18 protein-coding genes are annotated in these 18,384 nt (G+C 71.7%); 9 read left to right on the forward strand and 9 right to left on the reverse strand.

The window, feature by feature from the left end:
* Positions 1–2: 2 nt before the first annotated feature.
* Both alc and allB read right to left on the reverse strand, forming a co-directional pair.
* Entirely contained in the window at positions 3–1,016 is a 1,014-nt protein-coding gene (gene alc / locus ACH54P_RS19205; RefSeq protein ID WP_489914605.1) for an allantoicase, read from the reverse strand.
* Between the two features lies 1 nt (position 1,017).
* Entirely contained in the window at positions 1,018–2,346 is a 1,329-nt protein-coding gene (allB, locus tag ACH54P_RS19210) for an allantoinase AllB (RefSeq protein ID WP_489914607.1), read from the reverse strand.
* 130 nt (positions 2,347–2,476) lie between these two features.
* Between allB and ACH54P_RS19215 the strand changes: the two genes are divergently transcribed.
* From ACH54P_RS19215 to ACH54P_RS19240, 6 genes are all read left to right on the forward strand, one after another.
* Positions 2,477–2,998 carry a helix-turn-helix domain-containing protein gene (locus tag ACH54P_RS19215; protein WP_489914609.1) on the forward strand — a complete coding sequence of 174 codons (522 nt, stop codon included), beginning with the start codon at positions 2,477–2,479 and terminating at the stop codon, positions 2,996–2,998.
* A 79-nt stretch (positions 2,999–3,077) separates the two neighbouring features.
* Positions 3,078–3,557 carry a 2-oxo-4-hydroxy-4-carboxy-5-ureidoimidazoline decarboxylase gene (gene uraD / locus ACH54P_RS19220; protein ID WP_489916517.1) on the forward strand — a complete coding sequence of 160 codons (480 nt, stop codon included), beginning with the start codon at positions 3,078–3,080 and terminating at the stop codon, positions 3,555–3,557.
* Positions 3,554–3,871, forward strand: a complete 318-nt coding sequence (gene uraH, locus ACH54P_RS19225) for a hydroxyisourate hydrolase (protein WP_489914611.1) — start codon at positions 3,554–3,556, stop codon at positions 3,869–3,871. Before uraD ends, uraH begins: the two co-directional genes overlap by 4 nt.
* Positions 3,872–3,874: 3 nt before the next feature.
* Positions 3,875–4,756, forward strand: a complete 882-nt coding sequence (gene pucL / locus ACH54P_RS19230; protein ID WP_489914613.1) for a factor-independent urate hydroxylase — start codon at positions 3,875–3,877, stop codon at positions 4,754–4,756.
* 47 nt (positions 4,757–4,803) lie between these two features.
* Entirely contained in the window at positions 4,804–5,388 is a 585-nt protein-coding gene (locus tag ACH54P_RS19235) for a TetR/AcrR family transcriptional regulator (protein WP_489914615.1), read from the forward strand.
* A gap of 114 nt (positions 5,389–5,502) precedes the next feature.
* On the forward strand, positions 5,503–7,089 hold the full coding sequence (locus tag ACH54P_RS19240) for a glycoside hydrolase family 27 protein (RefSeq protein WP_489914617.1): 1,587 nt from the start codon (positions 5,503–5,505) through the stop codon (positions 7,087–7,089).
* Here the strand turns inward: ACH54P_RS19240 and pucD are convergent.
* From pucD to ACH54P_RS19260, 4 genes are read right to left on the reverse strand one after another with little or no spacing between them, the layout of a single operon-like run.
* Positions 7,076–9,334, reverse strand: coding sequence for a xanthine dehydrogenase subunit D (gene pucD, locus ACH54P_RS19245; protein ID WP_489914619.1), 2,259 nt, complete (start codon positions 9,332–9,334; stop codon positions 7,076–7,078). The genes ACH54P_RS19240 and pucD overlap by 14 nt on opposite strands.
* Positions 9,331–10,671, reverse strand: a complete 1,341-nt coding sequence (locus ACH54P_RS19250) for an 8-oxoguanine deaminase (protein ID WP_489914621.1) — start codon at positions 10,669–10,671, stop codon at positions 9,331–9,333. Before ACH54P_RS19250 ends, pucD begins: the two co-directional genes overlap by 4 nt.
* Positions 10,668–11,150 (reverse strand): (2Fe-2S)-binding protein, encoded by a 483-nt coding sequence (locus tag ACH54P_RS19255; RefSeq protein ID WP_489914623.1) that lies wholly within the window; start codon positions 11,148–11,150, stop codon positions 10,668–10,670. Before ACH54P_RS19255 ends, ACH54P_RS19250 begins: the two co-directional genes overlap by 4 nt.
* On the reverse strand, positions 11,141–12,004 hold the full coding sequence (locus tag ACH54P_RS19260) for an FAD binding domain-containing protein (protein WP_489914625.1): 864 nt from the start codon (positions 12,002–12,004) through the stop codon (positions 11,141–11,143). Before ACH54P_RS19260 ends, ACH54P_RS19255 begins: the two co-directional genes overlap by 10 nt.
* 122 nt (positions 12,005–12,126) lie before the next feature.
* Between ACH54P_RS19260 and ACH54P_RS19265 the strand changes: the two genes are divergently transcribed.
* Together ACH54P_RS19265 and ACH54P_RS19270 are read left to right on the forward strand one after the other, a co-directional pair.
* Positions 12,127–13,464, forward strand: coding sequence for a PucR family transcriptional regulator (locus ACH54P_RS19265; RefSeq protein WP_489914627.1), 1,338 nt, complete (start codon positions 12,127–12,129; stop codon positions 13,462–13,464).
* Positions 13,465–13,472: 8 nt separating this feature from the next.
* Positions 13,473–13,961, forward strand: a complete 489-nt coding sequence (locus ACH54P_RS19270) for a MarR family winged helix-turn-helix transcriptional regulator (RefSeq protein ID WP_489914629.1) — start codon at positions 13,473–13,475, stop codon at positions 13,959–13,961.
* Here the strand turns inward: ACH54P_RS19270 and ACH54P_RS19275 are convergent.
* Complete coding sequence (locus ACH54P_RS19275) at positions 13,958–14,284, reverse strand: DoxX family protein (protein ID WP_489914630.1); 327 nt, start codon at positions 14,282–14,284, stop codon at positions 13,958–13,960. The genes ACH54P_RS19270 and ACH54P_RS19275 overlap by 4 nt on opposite strands.
* Positions 14,285–14,360: 76 nt before the next feature.
* Between ACH54P_RS19275 and ACH54P_RS19280 the strand changes: the two genes are divergently transcribed.
* Entirely contained in the window at positions 14,361–15,527 is a 1,167-nt protein-coding gene (locus ACH54P_RS19280) for a DUF2786 domain-containing protein (RefSeq protein WP_489914631.1), read from the forward strand.
* Between the two features lie 3 nt (positions 15,528–15,530).
* On the opposite strand, the gene ACH54P_RS19285 is transcribed toward ACH54P_RS19280, so the two are convergent.
* Both ACH54P_RS19285 and aceB read right to left on the reverse strand, forming a co-directional pair.
* Positions 15,531–16,718: a DUF6986 family protein gene (locus tag ACH54P_RS19285; RefSeq protein WP_489914632.1), complete on the reverse strand. Its 1,188-nt coding sequence runs from the start codon at positions 16,716–16,718 to the stop codon at positions 15,531–15,533.
* A complete protein-coding gene (gene aceB, locus ACH54P_RS19290) occupies positions 16,719–18,296 on the reverse strand; it encodes a malate synthase A (RefSeq protein WP_489914634.1) in 1,578 nt (525 codons plus the stop codon).
* Between the last annotated feature and the right edge of the window lie 88 nt (positions 18,297–18,384).

Consider the following 18,384-nt stretch of genomic DNA (forward strand, 5'->3'; position numbering starts at 1 on the left):
CGTCAGCGGGTCTTGGCGAACCGGGCCTTCAGGTTGGTGCGGCCCGCCTCGGTGAGCCGGCCGAACAGGCGCAGCCGGGCCATCCCCCCGTCCGGGTAGATGTCCAGGCGGGCCTCGGTCACCTCCGGACCGTCCTTCAGCGCGAAGCGGTGGCGGGTGTCCGGCTGCAGGCGGGTCTTCGGCAGCAGAGTGACCCACTCGCCGTAGGTGCCGCGGCCGCTGACCGACGCCCAGCCGGGCGCGTTGCCCTTGAGGTTGCTCGTGTCCAGCTCGGCGAACCGGACGATGCCGGCGCCGGCCAGGCGGAGGGTCACCCAGTCGTTGCCGTCGGCGCGGCGGCGGGCCGTCTCCCAGCCCTCGGCCTGGTGGGCGGCCAGGCCGGGCGAGAGCAGGTTGTTCGGCGACGAATAGAACTTGTTGCTGCAGCCGGTGACCACGGCGCCGTTCTCCAGGGCCGCCAGATCGAGCGCGTCCAGGTCGAGGAGGTCCGGGTCGGGGATCGGGGCGCCGTGCACGCGCAGGCGGGCGACGCCGCCGTCCGGGTGCTGGGTGAGGCGGACGTGCGTGTACCGGCGAGAACCGTTGATCGTGTGGAAGTTCTCCGTGTGGCCGGCTGCCGGGGCGCGGTCGACCAGGACGTCCCAGTCCGCCGACGCCAGCTCCGCCGCGCTCGGGTAGCCCGGCACCGACGTCGCCTCGACCGAGACGAACGGCGGGTAGTTGCCCTTGAAGAACGCCGTATCGACGATGACGCCGGTGATCGTGCCGGCCAGGCCGAGCCGGAGGATCGCCTGGTCGTCGCCCGGTTCGCGGTGACGGCGGGTCTCCCAGCCGTCGTAGACCTGGCCCTTCGGCCCGAACGTCTCGGCGCGGTGCGCCGGCGCCCAGGGGTTGACCAGGTTCTCCTTCTCGGCGAACAGCTCGTCGGTCGCCCACATCACGGTCCCGCCGAAGCGGCGTGACGCGAGGTCGGGCAGTTCTGTCCACTCAGGACGGTCGGACAAGGCAGCCTCCATTTCAGCAGTCCCCCCGGTTCAGCAACGCGCCGCGGGGCTCGTCGCCGGTGATTTCGGTGCCCCGCAACCAGGTGGAGCGCACGACGCCGGCGAGCGGACGCCGGTCGTAGGCGCTGACCGGGTTGCGGTGCTTCAATTTCGCGACGTCGACCACGAAAGCCTCGTCCGGGGCGAACACGCAGAAGTCGGCGTCGCGGCCCACCGCCAGGTGCCCCTTGCGGCGCATCCCGGCCTGCGCGGCCGGGCGTTCGGCCATCCAGCGGACGACGTCGGTGAGCGCGAACCCGCGCTGCCGCGCCTGCGTCCAGACCGCCGGAAGCCCCAGCTGCAGGCTCGAAATCCCGCCCCAGGCGAGCCCGAAATCGCCGCTGTCGAAGCGTTTCAGCTCCGGCGTGCACGGCGAATGGTCGCTGACGACGCAGTCGATCACGCCGTCGGCGAGCCCTTGCCAGAGCAGCTCCCGGTTGGCCGCCTCCCGGATCGGCGGGCAGCACTTGAACTGCGTCGCGCCGTCGCGGATCTCCTCGGCGATGAAGCTGAGGTAGTGCGGGCAGGTCTCCGCAGTCAGCGCCACGCCCTCTCGGCGTGCCGAGGCGATCAGCGGCAGCGCGTCCGAAGAGGACAGGTGCAGGATGTGCGCCCGCGCCGAATGGCGGCGGGCCGCCTCGATCACGTGCGTGATCGCGAGGTTCTCCGCCACGCGCGGCCGGGAGCGCAGGAAGTCGACATAGCGACCTCCGTGCGGCTCCGGCGCCTCGTCGATCTCGTGCGCGTCCTCGGCGTGGACGATCATCAGCGCGTCGAGGGAACTCAGCTCCCGCAACGCTTCGTCGAGTCCGTCCGGGTCGAGTGGCGGGAACTCGTCGACGCCCGAGTGGAGCAGGAAGCACTTGAAGCCGAACACGCCGGCTTCGTGCAGGCCCCGCAGATCCGCGACGTTGCCCGGGATCGCGCCACCCCAGAAACCGACGTCGACGTGCACCCGGCCGGCCGCCGCCTTGCGCTTGACCTCCAGGGCCGCGACGTCGACGGTCGGCGGCAGGCTGTTGAGCGGCATGTCCACGATCGTGGTCACCCCGCCCGCCGCGGCCGCGCGGGTCGCCGTCTCGAAGCCCTCCCACTCGGCGCGGCCGGGATCGTTGACGTGGACGTGCGTGTCGACCAGACCCGGCAGCAGCACGACGTCGTCGCCGAGGTCGAGGACCCGGTCGCCGGACAGCCGCGCGCCGCCGGGTTCGACCGCGACGATCCGCCCGCCGTCGACGCCGAGGGTCGCCGGAACCTCGCCCTCGGCCGTCACGGCCCGGGCTGCGCGCACCACAAGATCCATCCGAAACCCTTCTCCGGGAGGAATTGACCACCGCCGATTTCACAGTACGGAAAGGCGGTTTCGCACAACGACAGTAACCACGGCGCGCGCCGCTCGTCAACGACGGACGCGGCGCGTTACGGTCATCCTCGTGCGGCTTGAAGCGGAGTTCACCAGCGAACCGTTCCGTGGCGAGGGTTCGCCGCCCGAGCACGCCGTCGCCGCGCGCGACGCCGCCGCGGAAGCCGGGCTGGACACCGATTTCGGGCCGCTCGGCACGCTCGCCCGGGGTGAGGCGGAGACGCTGCTGGAGGCTCTTCCGGCGATCGCGAAGGCAGCCCTGGAGGGCGGCGCCACGCGGGTCACGCTGCAGCTGCGCCGAGCCGGCGGGACGGCGGACAGCGCGGGCGCGGAACCGGGCGAGTCGGAGCACGACCCGAACGGCGGCCCGGTCGTCGAACTGCACGACGCGCTCGCCCGGCTCATCGCCGATGTCGAGCGGGAACTGGGCGCCAAGCTGGGGGCACTCGACCGGCCCGGCAAACAGCGCGCGGTGCGGCTGCTGCGTGAACGCGGGGCCTTCGGGCTGCGGAAATCCGTCTCCTCGGTGGCCGACGCGCTGGGGGTCACGCGGTTCACCGTCTACAACTACCTCAACCGGGAAGCCGACTGACCAGGGCTTTCAACAAAATGTTGACGGAACTCCGGTGTCGACGTACGGTCAGCGGGACGCCACCCACGAGGAGTTCCCCGTGCCGCTCACCCTCACCGACTTCAACACCGGCGACGCCGACGATGTCCGTCCGGCGTTGACCGCCTGTCTCGCCGTCCCCCGCTGGGTGGACGCGATCCTGGAACGCCGGCCCTACGAAAGCCGGGACGCGCTGCTGGCCGCCGCCGGGCTGCCGTTGAGCAGCGACGAGATCCGGCAGGCCATGGCTGCCCACCCCCGGATCGGGGAAAAGCCGACCCGCCAGGACACCGAGGGCGAGTGGTCCCGGAGCGAACAGTCCGGTGTGGACAACGCCGAGGCGTTCGCCGCCGCGAACGCCGAGTACGAGGCCAAGTTCGGGCACGTCTACCTGGTCTGCGCCAGCGGCCGCAGCGGCGAGGAACTGCTGAAGATCCTCCACGCCAGGCTGGACAACGATCCCGCGACCGAACTCGCCGTCGCCGGGCGGGAACTCCTCAAGATCGCCGAACTCCGACTCGCGAAAGCGGTGACCGCGTGAGCCTCGTGACCACCCACGTCCTCGACACGGCGACCGGACGCCCCGCGGCGGGGATCGCCGTCCGCTTCGAGACCGCCGGCGGGAAGCCGATCGCCGACGGGTGCACCGACGACGACGGCCGCATCCGCGAGCTCGGCCCGGAAGCCCTCGAGCCCGGTGGCTATCGCCTGATCTTCGACACCGGCGCCTACCTGGGGCCGGACGCCTTCTTCCCGGAGGTGGCGCTCACCTTCCGGATCACCGACGGCACCGCGCACCACCACGTGCCGCTCCTGCTCAGCCCGTTCGCCTATTCGACCTACCGAGGGAGCTGAACCGTGGCCATCACCCTGGGCCCCAACCAGTACGGCAAGGCGGAGGTCCGCCTGGTGACGGTGCGCCGCGACGGCCCCGTGCACCACCTGAAGGACCTCACCGTTTCGACGTCGCTGCGCGGCGAGCTGGCCGCGACGCACCTGACCGGCGACAACGCCGGCGTCCTCGCGACCGACACGCAGAAGAACACCGTGTACGCCTTCGCGAAGGAGGCGCCGGTCGGCGAGATCGAGGACTTCGGCCTGCGCCTGGCGCGGCACTTCACCGGCACGCAGGAGAACATCACCGGCGCCCGGATCAAGATCGACGAGCACGGCTGGGACCGGATCACCGTCGGCGGCGAGCCGCACGACCACGCGTTCAGCCGCGCCGACGACGAACGGCGCACCACCGCCGTCACGGTCCAGGACGGCCGCGCGTGGGTCGTGTCCGGCATCGACGGCCTGACCCTGCTGAAGTCGACCGGCTCGGAGTTCCACGGCTTCCCGCGCGACGAGTACACGACGCTCGCCGAGACCGACGACCGGATCCTCGCCACCGCCGTCACGGCGAAGTGGCGCTACCAGGGCGACGACATCGACTGGGCGGAAAGCCACCGCGAGATCCGGCGGCTGATGCTCGAGACCTTCGCGACGAAGCACAGCCTTTCGCTGCAGCAGACGCTGTACGCGATGGGCGAAGCGGTGCTGAAGGGGCGCGAAGAGGTCGCCGAGGTGCGGCTGTCGCTGCCGAACAAGCACCACTTCCTGGTGGACCTGAGCCCGTTCGGGCTGAAGAACGACAACGAGGTGTTCTACGCCGCGGACCGGCCGTACGGGCTGATCGAGGGCACGATCCTGCGCGACGACGCCGAGGACCCGGGCCCGGCCTGGGACCTCCACTGACCCCCGGACTCGGTAGAACGCTCTAACGAGCGCGTATCCTCGGTTGCGTGGCAGGGACCAAAGAACGCATCATGGCCGCCGGCGCGGAGCTCTTCCAGCGCAACGGCTACAGCGGTACCGGGCTGAAGCAGATCGTTGCCGAGGCGAATGCTCCCTTCGGGTCGCTCTACCACTTCTTCCCGGGGGGCAAGGAGCAGCTCGGGCAGGAGGTCATCCGGACCTCCGGGCTCGCCTACATCCAGCTCTTCGACCTGTTCATCGCGCCCGCTCCCGATCTCGTCAGCGGGATCGAAGCCTTCTTCGCCGCCGGGATCGCCACCCTCGAAGCCACCGACTACGTCGAAGGCTGCCCGATCGCGACCGTCGCCCTCGAGGTTGCCTCCACCAACGAACCGCTGCGGCAGGCCACCGCCGACGTCTTCACCGCCTGGATCGACGCCGGGACCGAGAAGTTCGGGAAGTTCGGGCTCACCCCGGCCGCCGCGCGGACGCTCACCATCACCGCCGTCAACAACCTCGAAGGCGCCTTCGTCCTCTGCCGCTCGCTGCGGGACACCGAAGCCATGGCCGTCGCGGGGGCGGCCACCGTCGAGGTTGCCCAACGACTTCTCCACGAGAACACACAACTTTAGTCGGTAATCCAACACGAATACTCAAAATGGCGCTTGACCGCGCAGCATCCGACACCGGATGCTGCGCAGTGGTCTAGTCCTCCTGCCTCACATCGCCGTCCGGTTGGAGCCGCCATGCGCCGAATCCTCGCCGTCCTCGCCGCCGCCGTCGCCGCTGCCGGGCTCGTGAGCCCGTCCGCGCAAGCCCTGGAGAACGGGCTCGCGAGAACCCCGCCGATGGGGTGGAACACCTGGAACACCTTCGAGTGCAACATCAACGAGACGCTCGTCAAGCAGACCACCGACCTCATGGTCGGTTCCGGGATGCGCGACCGCGGCTACACCTACGTCAACCTCGACGACTGCTGGATGACCAAGACGCGGGACGGCAACGGCAACCTCGTCGCCGACTCCGCCAAGTTCCCCAGCGGCCTCAAGGCCCTGGGCGACTACATCCACGCCCGCGGCATGAAGTTCGGCATCTACGAGAGCGCCGGCAGCGAAACCTGCCAGCACTACCCCGGCAGCCTCGGTCACGAGCAGGCCGACGCGAACCTCTTCGCGAGCTGGGGCGTCGACTACCTCAAGTACGACAACTGCGGCAGCCCCGCCGGCGAAACGCAGCAGGACTACGTCCGCCGCTACTCCGCGATGCGCGACGCGCTCAAGGCCACCGGCCGCCCGATCGCCTACAGCATCTGCGAATGGGGGAACTTCAGCCCGTCGACCTGGGCGCCGGACGTCGGCAACCTGTGGCGCACCACCGGCGACATCACCAACAACTGGGGCAGCATCGACTCGATCTACCGCCAGAACGTCGGCCTCGCGGCCGCCGCCAAGCCCGGCGCCTGGAACGACCCCGACATGCTCGAGGTCGGCGACGGTATGGACTTCCAGGAGGACCGCGCCCACTTCACGCTCTGGGCGGCCATGGCCGCGCCGCTCATCGCGGGCGCCGACCTCCGCTCGGCCAGCGTCGCCACCTTCTCGACGTACCTCGACGCGGACGTCATCGCCGTCGACCAGGACCCGCTCGGCAAGCAGGCCCGGCGGATCGCGACCGGAAACGGCCTGGACGTCCTGGCCAAGCCGCTCCAGAACGGCGACGTCGCCGTGGTGCTGTTCAACGAGAACAGCACCACGAAGACCATCTCGACGAGCACCGCCGCGGCCGGGCTGCCCGCCGCGTCGAGCTACCGGCTGACCAATCTCTGGTCGAAGGAGCTCACCACGACCACCGGCACGATCAGCGCGAACGTGCCGTCGCACAGCACCGTCGTCTACCGCGTCAAGGCCAACGCCAGTGGCAGCAGCGTCGGCACCACCCAGCCGCTGCAGGGCGCGTCGTCGTCACGCTGCATCGACATCAACGGCACCGTCCCCACGCCCGGCACCAAGGTCGACATCCGGGACTGCGACGGCGGCGCCAACCAGGCCTGGACCTTCACCAGCGCCGGGGAGCTGAAAGCGAACGGCCTCTGCCTGGACGCGAACGACGGCGGCACCGCCGCCGGGACCAAGCTCATCGCCTGGACCTGCCACGGCGGTGCGAACCAGAAGTTCAAGCTCAACCCCGACGGCTCGATCACCGGCACGCAGTCCGGCCTCTGCGTCGACGTCACCGGCGGCGACAAGCCCGCCGGCAACGTCAACGGCACCCAGCTCGAACTCTGGGGCTGCAACGACGACGCCAACCAGAACTGGCAGCTCAAGTCCCCGTGAGGTGCTCCGGCCGGACCGGGACGCGCGGGAGCGCGAGCCCGGTCGCGGCCCGGATCGCGGCCACGATCGCCGGGGTCGACGAGATCGTCGGCGGTTCGCCGACCCCGCGCAGGCCGTAGGGCGCGTGCGGATCGGGGCGTTCCAGGACGTCGATGGTCATCGGCGGCATGTCCAGCACCGTCGGGATCAGGTAGTCGGTGAAGGAGGGGTTCCGGATCTTCCCGCCGGAGGTCTGGATCTCCTCCATCACGGCGAGCCCGAGCCCCTGCGCCGAGCCGCCCTGGATCTGGCCCTCGACGGCCTGGGGGTTCAGCGCCTTGCCGACGTCCTGGGCACAGTCCAGCGCGACCACCTTGACCAGGCCCAGTTCGGTGTCGACGTCGACGACCGCCCGGTGCGCGGCGAACGCGTACTGCACGTGTGCGGTGCCCTGCCCGGTTTCCGGGTCCAGCGGGGTGGTCGGCCGGTGCCGCCACTCCACGGTTTCGTCGTGGACGTCGTCGCCGAGGACGTCCACCAGGTCGGCCAGCACCTGGCCGTCGGCCGCGACGAGCTTGCCGCCGACGACCCGCACCTTCGCGTCGAACCGGGACAGCAGCCGCGCCCGCACCGCCGCGCACGCGGCCTGCACGGCGCCGCCGGTGACGTAGGTCTGGCGGGACGCCGACGTCGAGCCGCCGTTGCCGATCGAGGTGTCCATCGGCAGGACGGTCACCTGGTCGACGCCCAGCTCGGTCCGGACGATCTGCTGCATGATCGTCACCAGGCCCTGGCCGACCTCGCAGGCCGCGGTGTGCACGGTCGCCGCCGGCTCGCCGCCGACCAGCTGCAGCCGCACCCGCGCGGTCGAGTAGTCGTCGAAGCCTTCGGAGAAGCAGACGTTCTTGATCCCGACGGCGTACCCGACCCCGCGGACGACGCCTTCGCCGTGCGTCGTGTTCGAGACCCCGCCCGGCATGTGCCGCAGGTCGAACGGCCGCTCCGGCGGCATCGGCATCTCCCGCACGCGGGTCAGCAGCTCGGCGACCGGCGCGGCGGAGTCGACGACCTGGCCGGTCGGCATGAGATCGCCTTCGCTCATCGCGTTGCGGACACGGATTTCCACCGGATCCAGGCCACAGGCGAGAGCGAGCTTGTCCATCTGGGACTCGTAGCCGAACGCCGCCTGCACCGCGCCGAACCCGCGCATCGCGCCGCACGGCGGGTTGTTCGTGTAGGTGCCCCAGCAGTCGACGGACACGCTGTCCACTTTGTACGGCCCGACACCGAGCGTGGCGGCGTTCGCGACCACGGCCCCGGTCGAGGACGCGTACGCGCCGCCGTCGAGGAACAACCGCGTGCGCACGTACACGAGACGGCCGTCGCGCGTGGCGCCGTGCTCGTAGTACATCTTCGCCGGGTGGCGGTGCACGTGGCCGTAGAAAGACTCTTCGCGGTTGTAGACCATCTTCACCGGCTTGCCGGTGTGCAGGGCGAGCAGGCACGCGTGCACCTGCATCGACAGGTCCTCGCGGCCGCCGAACGCCCCGCCGACACCACCGAGGGTCAGCCGCACCTTCTCGGCCGGCAGCCCCAGGGCCGCGACGATCTGCTGCTGGTCGACGTGCAGCCACTGCGTCGCGACGTACAGGTCGACACCGCCTTCGGTGTCCGGCACGGCGAGCCCGGACTCCGGGCCGAGGAACGCCTGGTCCTGCATCCCGACCTCGTACACACCCGAAACGACGACGTCGGCGGAGACGTCCTGAGGACCGCGTCGGATCTTCACGTGCCGCACGACGTTGCCGCCGGAGTGCAGCGAAGGACCTTCGCCCGCGACAGCCGCTTCGGAGTCCGTCACCGGGGAAAGCTCTTCGTAAGTGACGTTGATCCGCTTCATCGCGCGGCGCGCGGTCTCCGGGTGGTCGGCGGCGACCAGCGCGACCGGCTCCCCCTGGTAGCGCACGACGTCGGAGGCGAGCACCGGCTGGTCGGAGTGTTCGAGGCCGTAGCGGTTGACGCCCGGGACGTCTTCGTGCGTCAGCACCGCGTACACCCCGGGCACGGTGAGGGCTTCGGTGATGTCGATCGACGTGATCCGCGCGTACGGGTGCGGGCTGCGCAGCGTCACGCCCCACACCATGTCCTCGTGCCACAGGTCCGAGGAGTAGGCGAACTCACCGCGCACTTTCACCGTGCCGTCGGGGCGACGCGGTGATGCGCCGACGCCGTTCGCGGTCGTGGTGGCGACGGAAACCGCGGTCATCGGTCCTCCCGCAGCCGGGCACTCGCGGACGCCAGCTCGCGAGCGATCCCGGACTCGTCGGCTTCACGCAGCGTGCCGTCCTCGACGACGGGCTTGCCGCCGACGAACAGCCGTCGCAACGGCGGCGTGGTGCCGAGCACCAGCGCCGCGACCGGGTCGGTGATGCCCGCGTAGTTCAGCCCGGTCAGGTCCCAGACGGCGAGGTCGGCGAGCTTCCCGGGTTCGAGCGACCCCAGGTTGTCGGCGCGGCCCAGGCAGCGGGCGCCGCCCATCGTGCCCATCCACAGCGCTTCCCGCGTCGTCAGGCCACGCGGGCCGCAGCGCTGACGGGCTTGCAGCAACGCCTGGTGCAGCTCTTCGCCGAGGCCGCCGGACTCGTTGGACGCGGCCCCGTCGGCGCCGAGCCCGACCGGGACACCCGCGTCGAGCAGGTCGCGGACCGGGGCGATGCCGGCGCCGATGCGGCCGTTGGACGTCGGGCAGTGCGCCGACCCGGTCCCCGTGGCACCGAAGCGGCGGATCGCGTCGGGCGCGAGGTGGATGGTGTGCGCGAGCCAGACGTCGTCGGCGAGCCAGCCGAGCTTGTCGGCGTACTCGGCGGGCGTGCAGCCGACCTCGGCGAGGCACTGGCGTTCTTCATCCAGGGTCTCCGCGAGGTGGGTGTGCAGGCGGACGTCCTTGCGGCGGGCCAGCTCGGCCGCGCCGGACATGAGCCGCTCGGTGACCGAGAACGGCGAGCACGGGCCGACGGCGATCTGCAGGTGTGCCTCCGCCGAGGCGTCGTGGAAGCGGTCGATCGCCGCTTCGGTGCCGGTCAGGGCGTCCTCGGTCGTCTCGACGAGGTGGTCCGGCGGCAGGCCGCCGTCGGATTCGCCGCGGTCCATCGATCCCCGGACGACGTGCAGCCGGACGCCGATCCGCTGGCGGGCCGCGACGAGGGCCTCGACCTGGTCGCCGCCGTCGCGGGGGAAGACGTAGTGGTGGTCGGCGACGGTCGTGCAGCCGGTCAGCGCCAGCCGCGCCATCCCGGCGGTGGCGGCGGCGTGCGTGACCTCCGCGTCGAGGCGGCCCCAGACGGGGTAGAGCGCGACCAGCCACTCGAAGAGCGTGTGGTCGGCGGCCATCCCGCGGGTGGCCCACTGGTAGAGGTGGTGGTGGGTGTTGATCAGGCCGGGCGTGACCAGGCACCCCGAGGCATCGACGCGCTCGTCGAATTCCCCCGTGTAGATGCCTTCGCCGACTTCGGCGATCCGGTCGTTCTCGACGACGACGTGGCCGCTCGCGTGTTCCTCGCCGGTCACCGTGGCGATCGCCGCGTTCGCGATGAGCGTCTTCACGCGACTGTGTCCTTTCGAAGAGTGCCCTTCGCCGCCACGCGCACCGCGTCGAGGATCTTCTCGTAGCCGGTGCACCGGCAGAGGTTGCCGGCCAGCGCTTCGCGGATCTCCTCGTCGCTCGGGTCGGGCACCCGGTTCAGCAGGTCGTGCGCGGCGACGACCAGGCCCGGGGTGCAGAAGCCGCACTGCACCGCGCCCGCGTCCACAAAGGACTGCTGGACCGGGTCGAGGGTGTCGCCGTCGGCCAGGCCCTCGACCGTGCGCACCACGCGGCCCTCGGCCTGCCCGGCCGCGACCAGGCAGGCGCACACCGGGAGGTCGTCGAGGTAAACCGTGCAGGAGCCGCATTCGCCCTGTTCACAGGCGTTCTTCGAGCCCGGCAGGCCCAGCCGCTCGCGCAGGACGTAGAGCAGGCTTTCGCCTTCCCACACGTCGTCGGCCTGCCGCTGCTCGCCGTTGATGGTGACATTCAGGCGCATGCGCGCTCCCCCGTCAGGTGGTCGTCCCAGGCCCAGGTCAACGTACGCCGGGCGAGTACCCCGAGCGCGTGCTTCCGATACGCGGCGCTGCCCCGGACGTCGTCGATCGGTGACGCCGCTTCGGCCACCAGTTCGCCGAAGCGGCGCTTCAGGGAGTCCGGCAACGCCTGGGTGGACGTCCACGGCAGTTCCGCGGCGAGGAACTCTTCGGCCGCGCGGGCGCGGCGCGGGGTCGGCGCGGCGGACCCGATGGCCGCGCCCACCTCGCCCCCGCGCAGCGAGAGGGCGAAGGAGCAGACCGCGATGACCATGGCGTTGCGCGTCCCGACCTTGGCGAACCGCTGCGGGCCGGCGTGCGCGGGCAGGTGGACGGCGGTGATCAGCTCGTCCTCCTCCAGCGCGTGCCGTTTCACGCCGACGTAGAACTCCTCCGCGCGGAGGAGGCGGGTCCCCCGGACGGAGGCCGCCTCGACCCGCGCGTCCAGGGCCAGCAGCACCGGGTGGGTGTCCCCGGCGGGCGACGCGGCGCCGAGGTTGCCGCCGACGGTGCCGCGGTTGCGGATCTGCGGTGACCCGACCGTGCGCGAAGCCATGGCCAGCGCCGGGACGGATTCACCCAGTTCGGTGATGACGCGGCTGTACGGGACGCCGGCGCCGAGCCGGACCGTGCCGTCCGATGTGGACCACTCCGCCAGCTCGGGGACCCTGGTCAGGTCGAGGAGGGCGGCCGGGCGGCGGTGGTCGAAGTTCAGCTCGACCATGACGTCGGTGCCGCCGGCGATCGGCACGGCGTCGGGCCGCTCGGCCTTGAGGGCCAGGGCCTCGGCGAGCGTCGTGGGACGCAGGAACTCCACTCTTGCTCCTTGGCGTGAGGCGATAGACCAGTAGACGCCCAACCGGGCGCGGGCGGCAACGGCACGGACCATGAAACGCACGAGAGCGGAAAGGGCCCGGCTTGTGCTTTCCTACAAGCCTGATGACGACCGTGAAAACTCTCCTGGGCCTGCCGGGGCTGCGGCTGCGCCCGCGGGCCGGGGCCGACCTGCTCGACCGGCCGGTGACGCGCATCTACGTCACGGAGCTGTCCGACCCCGGACGGTACCTTTCGGCCGGTGAGCTGGTGCTTTCCGGCCTGCTCTGGTGGCGCGGACCGGGCGACGCCGAGCCGTTCGTGGCCGCGCTGGCCCGCTCGGGCGCGGCGGCGCTGGCCGCGTCCGGCGCCGACTCGGGCGGGATCCCGGACGACGTCGTCGACGCCTGCGTCCGGCATCGGATCCCGCTCCTGGAGGTGCCGGCCGACCTGTCGTTCTCGGTGATCACCGAGCAGGTGGTGCTGGCACTGGCGGCCGCGTCCGACAGCTCGCGCAAACGTTTGCAGGCGGCCGCGGACTCCCCCGTCGAGACGCTGCTGGAACGCGCTTCGGCGGAGCTCGGGCTGCCGTGCTGGGTCCTGTCGGCGCTGGGGCGGGTGGTCGCCGGGACCGCGCCGCTGCCGGTGCCGGTGACCGACGTCGTCCGCCGGTACGCGGCCAAGGAGCCCGGGTCGCTGACGGTCCTCCCGGCCGAGGGACGTCACGCCGTGCCGTGGCTGGTCGCCGTCGGCGGGCCGTTGAGCACCGCGCAGACCGAGCTGGCCGAGGAACTGGCCGGGCTCGTCGGCGTCACGCGGGCGCGTGCTTCGCGGCCCGACGTCGAGTTGCCCGGCGAAGTGCGCGTGGTCGCGTTGCGGACCGAGGGCAGCGACGAAAGCCGGGACGTCCTGAGTGAGCTGCTGCCCGGCGGGCGCCTCCTCGAGTCCGCCGGGGACACGTCGTACGCGGCGACCGGCCCCTGGCCCGCTTCGGCGGTCGAAGAGCTGTCCACTGTGGAGCCTCTGCTCCGGGCGAAGCGGATCCTGTGCGGGGTCAGCGATCCCGCGCCGCGGGGCGAAGCCTGGGAGATCTCGCGGTACGCCCTGGCGGTGGCCGCCGGACGGCCGGGCCGCGTCGCGGTCGTCCCGTCCGGCGACGTCGACGTCCACGAGCTGCTGCTGGCCGGCGCCCCGGACGGGCTGCGCGCGGCGCTGCGCCGGCGTGTCCTCGGACCGCTGCTGGACTACGACGCCGAGCAGCACACGGACCTGGTGCACACGGTACGGGTGTTCCTGGAGTGCTCGGGGTCGCCGACGCGGGCGGCGAAGGCCCTGCACGTCCACGTCAACACGCTGCGCTACCGCATCGGCCGCGCGGGCGAGCTGCTCGGTGCGGACCTGACCGAGTTCACCGACCAGCTCGACGTCTACCTCGCGTTGCGCGCGGGCGACCAAGCGGGATGATGGGCGGGGTGGACCCCGAAATCACTTCGGCCCGGCAGGCGGCGAACGACGCCCGCGTGCTGGCCTTCGGGCGGCTCCAGGGGGCGGCGAACCGGCTGGAATACCTGCTCGGGCGGGCCCTCGAACGCGAATGCGGGATCACGCACCTGATGTACGAGGTCCTGCTGATCGTGGGCCGCGCGGGCTCGGCCGGGCTCACGATGCGCTCGATCGCGCAGGAACAGGTGCTCACCACCGGCGGCGCCACCCGGCTGGTCGACCGGATGGAGGCGCTGGGCCTGGTGACCCGGACGGCCGATCCGCACGACCGCCGCGTCCAGCTCGTGCGACTGACCTCGCTCGGCGACGAGACCACCGTGCGGGCCAGCCGGCTGCACGTCGAGAACATCGAGCAGTTCTTCCTCGGGCCCCTGCCGTCGGAGCACCGCGAGCAGTTCGCCGAGGACCTGCGGACGTTGAGCCACGCCGCGCGCGCCGCCCTCCCCCGGCTGCGTTAGACCAGCGTCGCCGCCGCCAGTCCGAGGAAGAACAGCGGCGCGGCGCCCGTGGCGAACTTGCGGGCGCGGACGTGCGCGACGATCGCCCCGACGTAGAACAGGACGAGCCCGATCGCCGCGGCGACGCCGATCGGCCGGATGCCCAGCAGGCCGAGGACCAGGCCGGCCGCGCCGGCGAGCTTAAGCGTGCCGAGCATCGGCAGCCAGCTCGGCGGGACGTCGACGGCGGCGGAGGTGGCGAGGACGAACCGGGCCTTGAGCAGGTCGGCGACGCCGACGGCCGCGTTGAGCACGATCGTGGTGAGGATGACGGCGGTGTGCATGCCGTCTCGACGGGCCCGCCGCCCGGAAGGTGACCGGATCGGCCGCTGCGGCACACTCGATCACGGAGGTGAGAGCGTGGGCAAGCAGAACCGGCGCCAGCGTCCCGCCGTAGACGGGCGGACCGAGCCGCCACCGGTGACGGCCGAAGACTTCGGCAACGCGCTGCTCGGCGCCGCCTCCGAGACGGCGCGGGGCGTGGCGGGCGCGGCCCGGCGGTGCGCGGACCGGCTGGCCCCGGACTTCACGCTGCCGCCCGGGCTCGCCGAAGGCGCGGACCGGGCCGCGCAGCAGGTCATCGGGCGGGTCCGCCGGAACGGCTGGCTGCCCGAGGACCTCGGCCACGCGGCCCGGCGCCGGGTCGACGAGTTCGCCGGCTCGTACGTGCTCGACGCACTGGCCGGCACCGACGAGCCGGGCGCGGTCCGCTGGTGGGACCCGGCCGAGCCGCACCTCCCGCAGTGGGCGGCGAAGCACATCCTGACGCCGGCCGAGGCGGTGACGGCGGTCGTCGAAGCCCTGGGCCTGCTGATGGCCCTGCCGATCCTGCCCACGCCGCCGGGGCGGCCGGCCGCGCACCACTCCGCCGACGAGAAGAAGCTGAGCCGGGTCCGCGCGCTGCTGGCCAAGGCCGAGTCGAGCTCGTTCCCGGACGAGGCCGAGGCCCTTTCGGCGAAGGCGCAGGAGCTGATGACCCGCCACGCGCTCGACCGCGCGCTGGTCGAGGCGGGCGCGGCGGCGCCGGACGCGCCGGTGCCCCGCCGGCTCTGGCTGGACACGCCGTACCTGGACGCCAAGTCGCTGCTGGCCGACGTGGTCGCGAAGGCGAACCGCTGCCGCGCGATCTTCGACCCGCGCTGGGGTTTCGTCACCGTCGTCGGCGACGAGGACGACCTGGACGCCGTCGCGCTGCTGACGACGTCGCTGCTCGTCCAGGCGACCCGCGCGATGATCGCCGGCGGCCAGGACGACCGCGGGCGCCGGTCCAAGGACTTCCGCCAGTCGTTCCTCGTCTCCTACGCCACGCGGATCGGCGAGCGGCTCGAGCGGGCCGCGGAGACGACGCTCGCGGCCGCGCCCGACGCGGACCGGCTGCTGCCGGTGCTGGCCTCCCGCGAGAAGCAGGTGGCGACGACCTTCGCGCAGCTTTTCCCCGACGTGGTGCACAAGTCGGTGACCGTGCGGAGCCACGAAGGCTGGGGCTCGGGCCGGGCCGCCGCCGACCGCGCCCGGCTTCGTGGGTGACCCTCAGGCGAGGCGCAGCGCGTACTTCTCCAGCTCCGGCCGCCCGAACGGCAGCTCACCTTCGTCGAGCGCGCCACAGTCGAGGCCGCGCAGCAGGTACACCGCCAGCGCCTGCGCCGTCGCCGGTTCGTCCAGGACGCCTCCGGCCGTCTTCTCCGCGTACGCGCGCAGCCGGTCCACCGCTTCCGGGAAGCCCTCGCGGTAGAAGGTGTACGTCGCCGCGAAGCGCGTCGGGAGCTGGTTCGGGTGCAGGTCCCAGCCCTGGTAGAAGCCGCGTTCCAGGGACCGCCGGACCAGGCGCCGGTGCTCGGCCCACGCCGACGGGAGCGCGTCGCCGATCGGCAGGCGGTTGGTCGAACCGTCCGAGAGCCGGACACCGGTGCCCGCCGCCGAGACCTGCATCAGCTGCTTCGCCAGGTCCGCCGCGGGATGCTCCATGCTCTGGTACGCCGCCGCGATGCCGAGACCCGCGCTGTAGTCGTACGTTCCGTAGTGCAGGCCTGTGCAGCGGCCGTCGGCGGCGTGCACGATCCGCGCCACCGAGAGCGTCCCATCGGCGTCCACAATGGACTGGGCCGTTTCGATCTGGACCTCGAAGCTCAGCGTCCGCTCGGCGAGCCCGTACGCGGATTCCAGGCGGGCCAGCACTTCCGCGGCCACCGAGACCTGCTCGACCGCGGTCACCTTCGGCAGCGTGACGACGAACCCGGGCGGCAGCGGCCCGTTGTCCAGCAGACCCGTGAGGAACAGGTCCAGGGTGCGGATGCCACGCCGGCGCGTCGCCGCTTCGAAACTCTTGAAGCGGATGCCCGTGAACGGCGTCCCGCCGGTGGTCGCGAGGGTCTGGCCGGCCGCCAGCGCGGCGGCGTCCTCGACGTCGTCCGGCACGCGGCCGTAGCCGTCCTCGAAGTCGATCCGCAGGTCCTCGATCGGCTCGGTGAGCAGCTTCGCCCGGACGCGTTCGTGGACGTCGGCGTCGAGGCCGAGGAGGTCTTCGTGCTCGACGAAGACCCGCATCGCCTGCTTGCCCCAGTCGGCGACCAGGCGCGTCCGGTACTGCGACGCCGGGACGTAGACGGTGTGCACCGGCTGCCGGCCCGGCCGCTCCCCCGGGTACGCCGCCGCGACGCGCGCGTCGGCCGAAGCCAGGCGCGCGTCGGCGGCGGCGTAGACGTCTTCGGGAAGACGCACCTACTTGATCCGCTCGTAGGCGGGCAGCGTCAGGAAGTCCGGGAACTCGTCGGCCAGCGCGACCTGCTCGAACAGCTCCACGGCCGGCTCCAGCTGTTCCGGCTTGAGCTCGGCCGCCAGCTCGCCGCGGACGTCGGCCAGCACGCCGCGCACCAGCTCCGACGTCACGACGTCACCGGTGTCCAAGGTGGTCCCGTTCTTGACCCACTGCCAGATCTGCGAGCGCGAGATCTCGGCGGTCGCCGCGTCCTCCATCAGGTTGTGGATCGCCGCCGCGCCGTTGCCGCCCAGCCAGGAGGCGATGTAGCGGACGCCGACGTCGACCGCGGCGCGCAGGCCGGCCGCCGTCGCGCCACCCGGCGTCGAAGCGACGTCCAGCAGCTGGTCGGCGGTGACGCTGACCTCGTCGCGGGTGCGCTCGAGCTGGTTCGGCCGGTCGCCGAGGACCTTGTCGAACTCCTCCTTGCACAGCTCGACCATGCCGGGGTGGGCGACCCAGGAGCCGTCGAAGCCGTCGCCGGCCTCGCGCGACTTGTCCGCGTGCACCTTCTCGAAGGCGCCCTTGTTGACCTCGGGGTCCTTGCTCGGGATGAACGCGGCCATGCCGCCGATCGCGAAGGCGCCGCGCTTGTGGCAGGTGCGCACGAGCAGCTCGGTGTAGGCGCGCATGAACGGCGCGGTCATGGTGACGGAGTTGCGGTCCGGCAGCACGAACTTCTCGCCGGCGTCGCGGAAGTACTTGATCACGCTGAAGAGGTAGTCCCAGCGGCCCGCGTTGAGACCCGAGGCGTGCTCGCGCAGCTCGTAGAGGATCTCTTCCATCTCGAACGCGGCGGGGATGGTCTCGATCAGCACGGTCGCGCGGACGGTGCCGTGCTCGACGCCCAGCGTCTTCTCGGCGTGGGTGAAGACGTCGTTCCAGAGCCGCGCTTCGAGGTGGCTCTCCATCTTCGGCAGGTAGTAGTACGGGCCCTTGCCGCGCTTGAGCAGCTCGGCCGCGTTGTGGAAGAAGTGCAGGCCGAAGTCGACGAGCGCGCCGACGCCCTCGCGGCCGCCGAAGGTCAGGTGGCTCTCGGGCAGGTGCCAGCCGCGCGGGCGGACCACGATCGTCGCGTGCTCGACGTCGTCCTTCAGCGCGTAGCTCTTGCCGCCGCTCTCCAGCGTGATCGTCTCGCGGACGGCGTCGTACAGGTTGACCTGGCCGGACACGACGTTGGCCCAGTGCGGGGTGTTGGCGTCCTCGAGGTCGGCGAGCCACACCTTCGCGCCGGAGTTGAGCGCGTTGATGGTCATCTTGCGGTCGGTCGGCCCGGTGATCTCGACGCGGCGGTCCTGCAGCGCGGGCGGGGCACCGGCGACCTGCCAGTCGCCCTCGCGGATCTCCTTCGTCTCCGGCAGGAAGTCGAGCCTGCCGGTGGTCCTGGCCTCCTCGCGGCGCTTGCTCCGCGCCTGGAGCAGCTCGTCGCGGCGGCCGGCGAAGGCGTCGTGCAGACCGGCGAGGAAGTCGAGCGCCTCCGGCGTGAGGATCTCGTCGCCGCGCTCGACCGGCTCGCCCAGCACCTGGACTTCAGAAGACATGTGGAACACCTCGAGGGTTCGGATCTTTGGATAACGGCCCTACGGTTTTCTACCAGCCGGACTATAGTTTCTGCATAGCGGAAGCTCA

The sequence above is a fragment of the Amycolatopsis sp. N2S4-7 genome (assembly GCF_058119595.1).

What these genes read in the sequence shown, in the direction of transcription:
- alc (WP_489914605.1), bottom strand. Translation starts at nt 1,016, where the DNA reads ATGGAGGCTGCCTTGTCCGACCGTCCTGAGTGGACAGAACTGCCCGAC.
- allB (WP_489914607.1), bottom strand. Translation starts at nt 2,346, where the DNA reads ATGGATCTTGTGGTGCGCGCAGCCCGGGCCGTGACGGCCGAGGGCGAG.
- ACH54P_RS19240 (WP_489914617.1), top strand. Translation starts at nt 5,503, where the DNA reads ATGCGCCGAATCCTCGCCGTCCTCGCCGCCGCCGTCGCCGCTGCCGGG.
- pucD (WP_489914619.1), bottom strand. Translation starts at nt 9,334, where the DNA reads ATGACCGCGGTTTCCGTCGCCACCACGACCGCGAACGGCGTCGGCGCA.
- ACH54P_RS19255 (WP_489914623.1), bottom strand. Translation starts at nt 11,150, where the DNA reads ATGCGCCTGAATGTCACCATCAACGGCGAGCAGCGGCAGGCCGACGAC.
- ACH54P_RS19265 (WP_489914627.1), top strand. Translation starts at nt 12,127, where the DNA reads ATGACGACCGTGAAAACTCTCCTGGGCCTGCCGGGGCTGCGGCTGCGC.
- ACH54P_RS19275 (WP_489914630.1), bottom strand. Translation starts at nt 14,284, where the DNA reads ATGCACACCGCCGTCATCCTCACCACGATCGTGCTCAACGCGGCCGTC.
- aceB (WP_489914634.1), bottom strand. Translation starts at nt 18,296, where the DNA reads ATGTCTTCTGAAGTCCAGGTGCTGGGCGAGCCGGTCGAGCGCGGCGAC.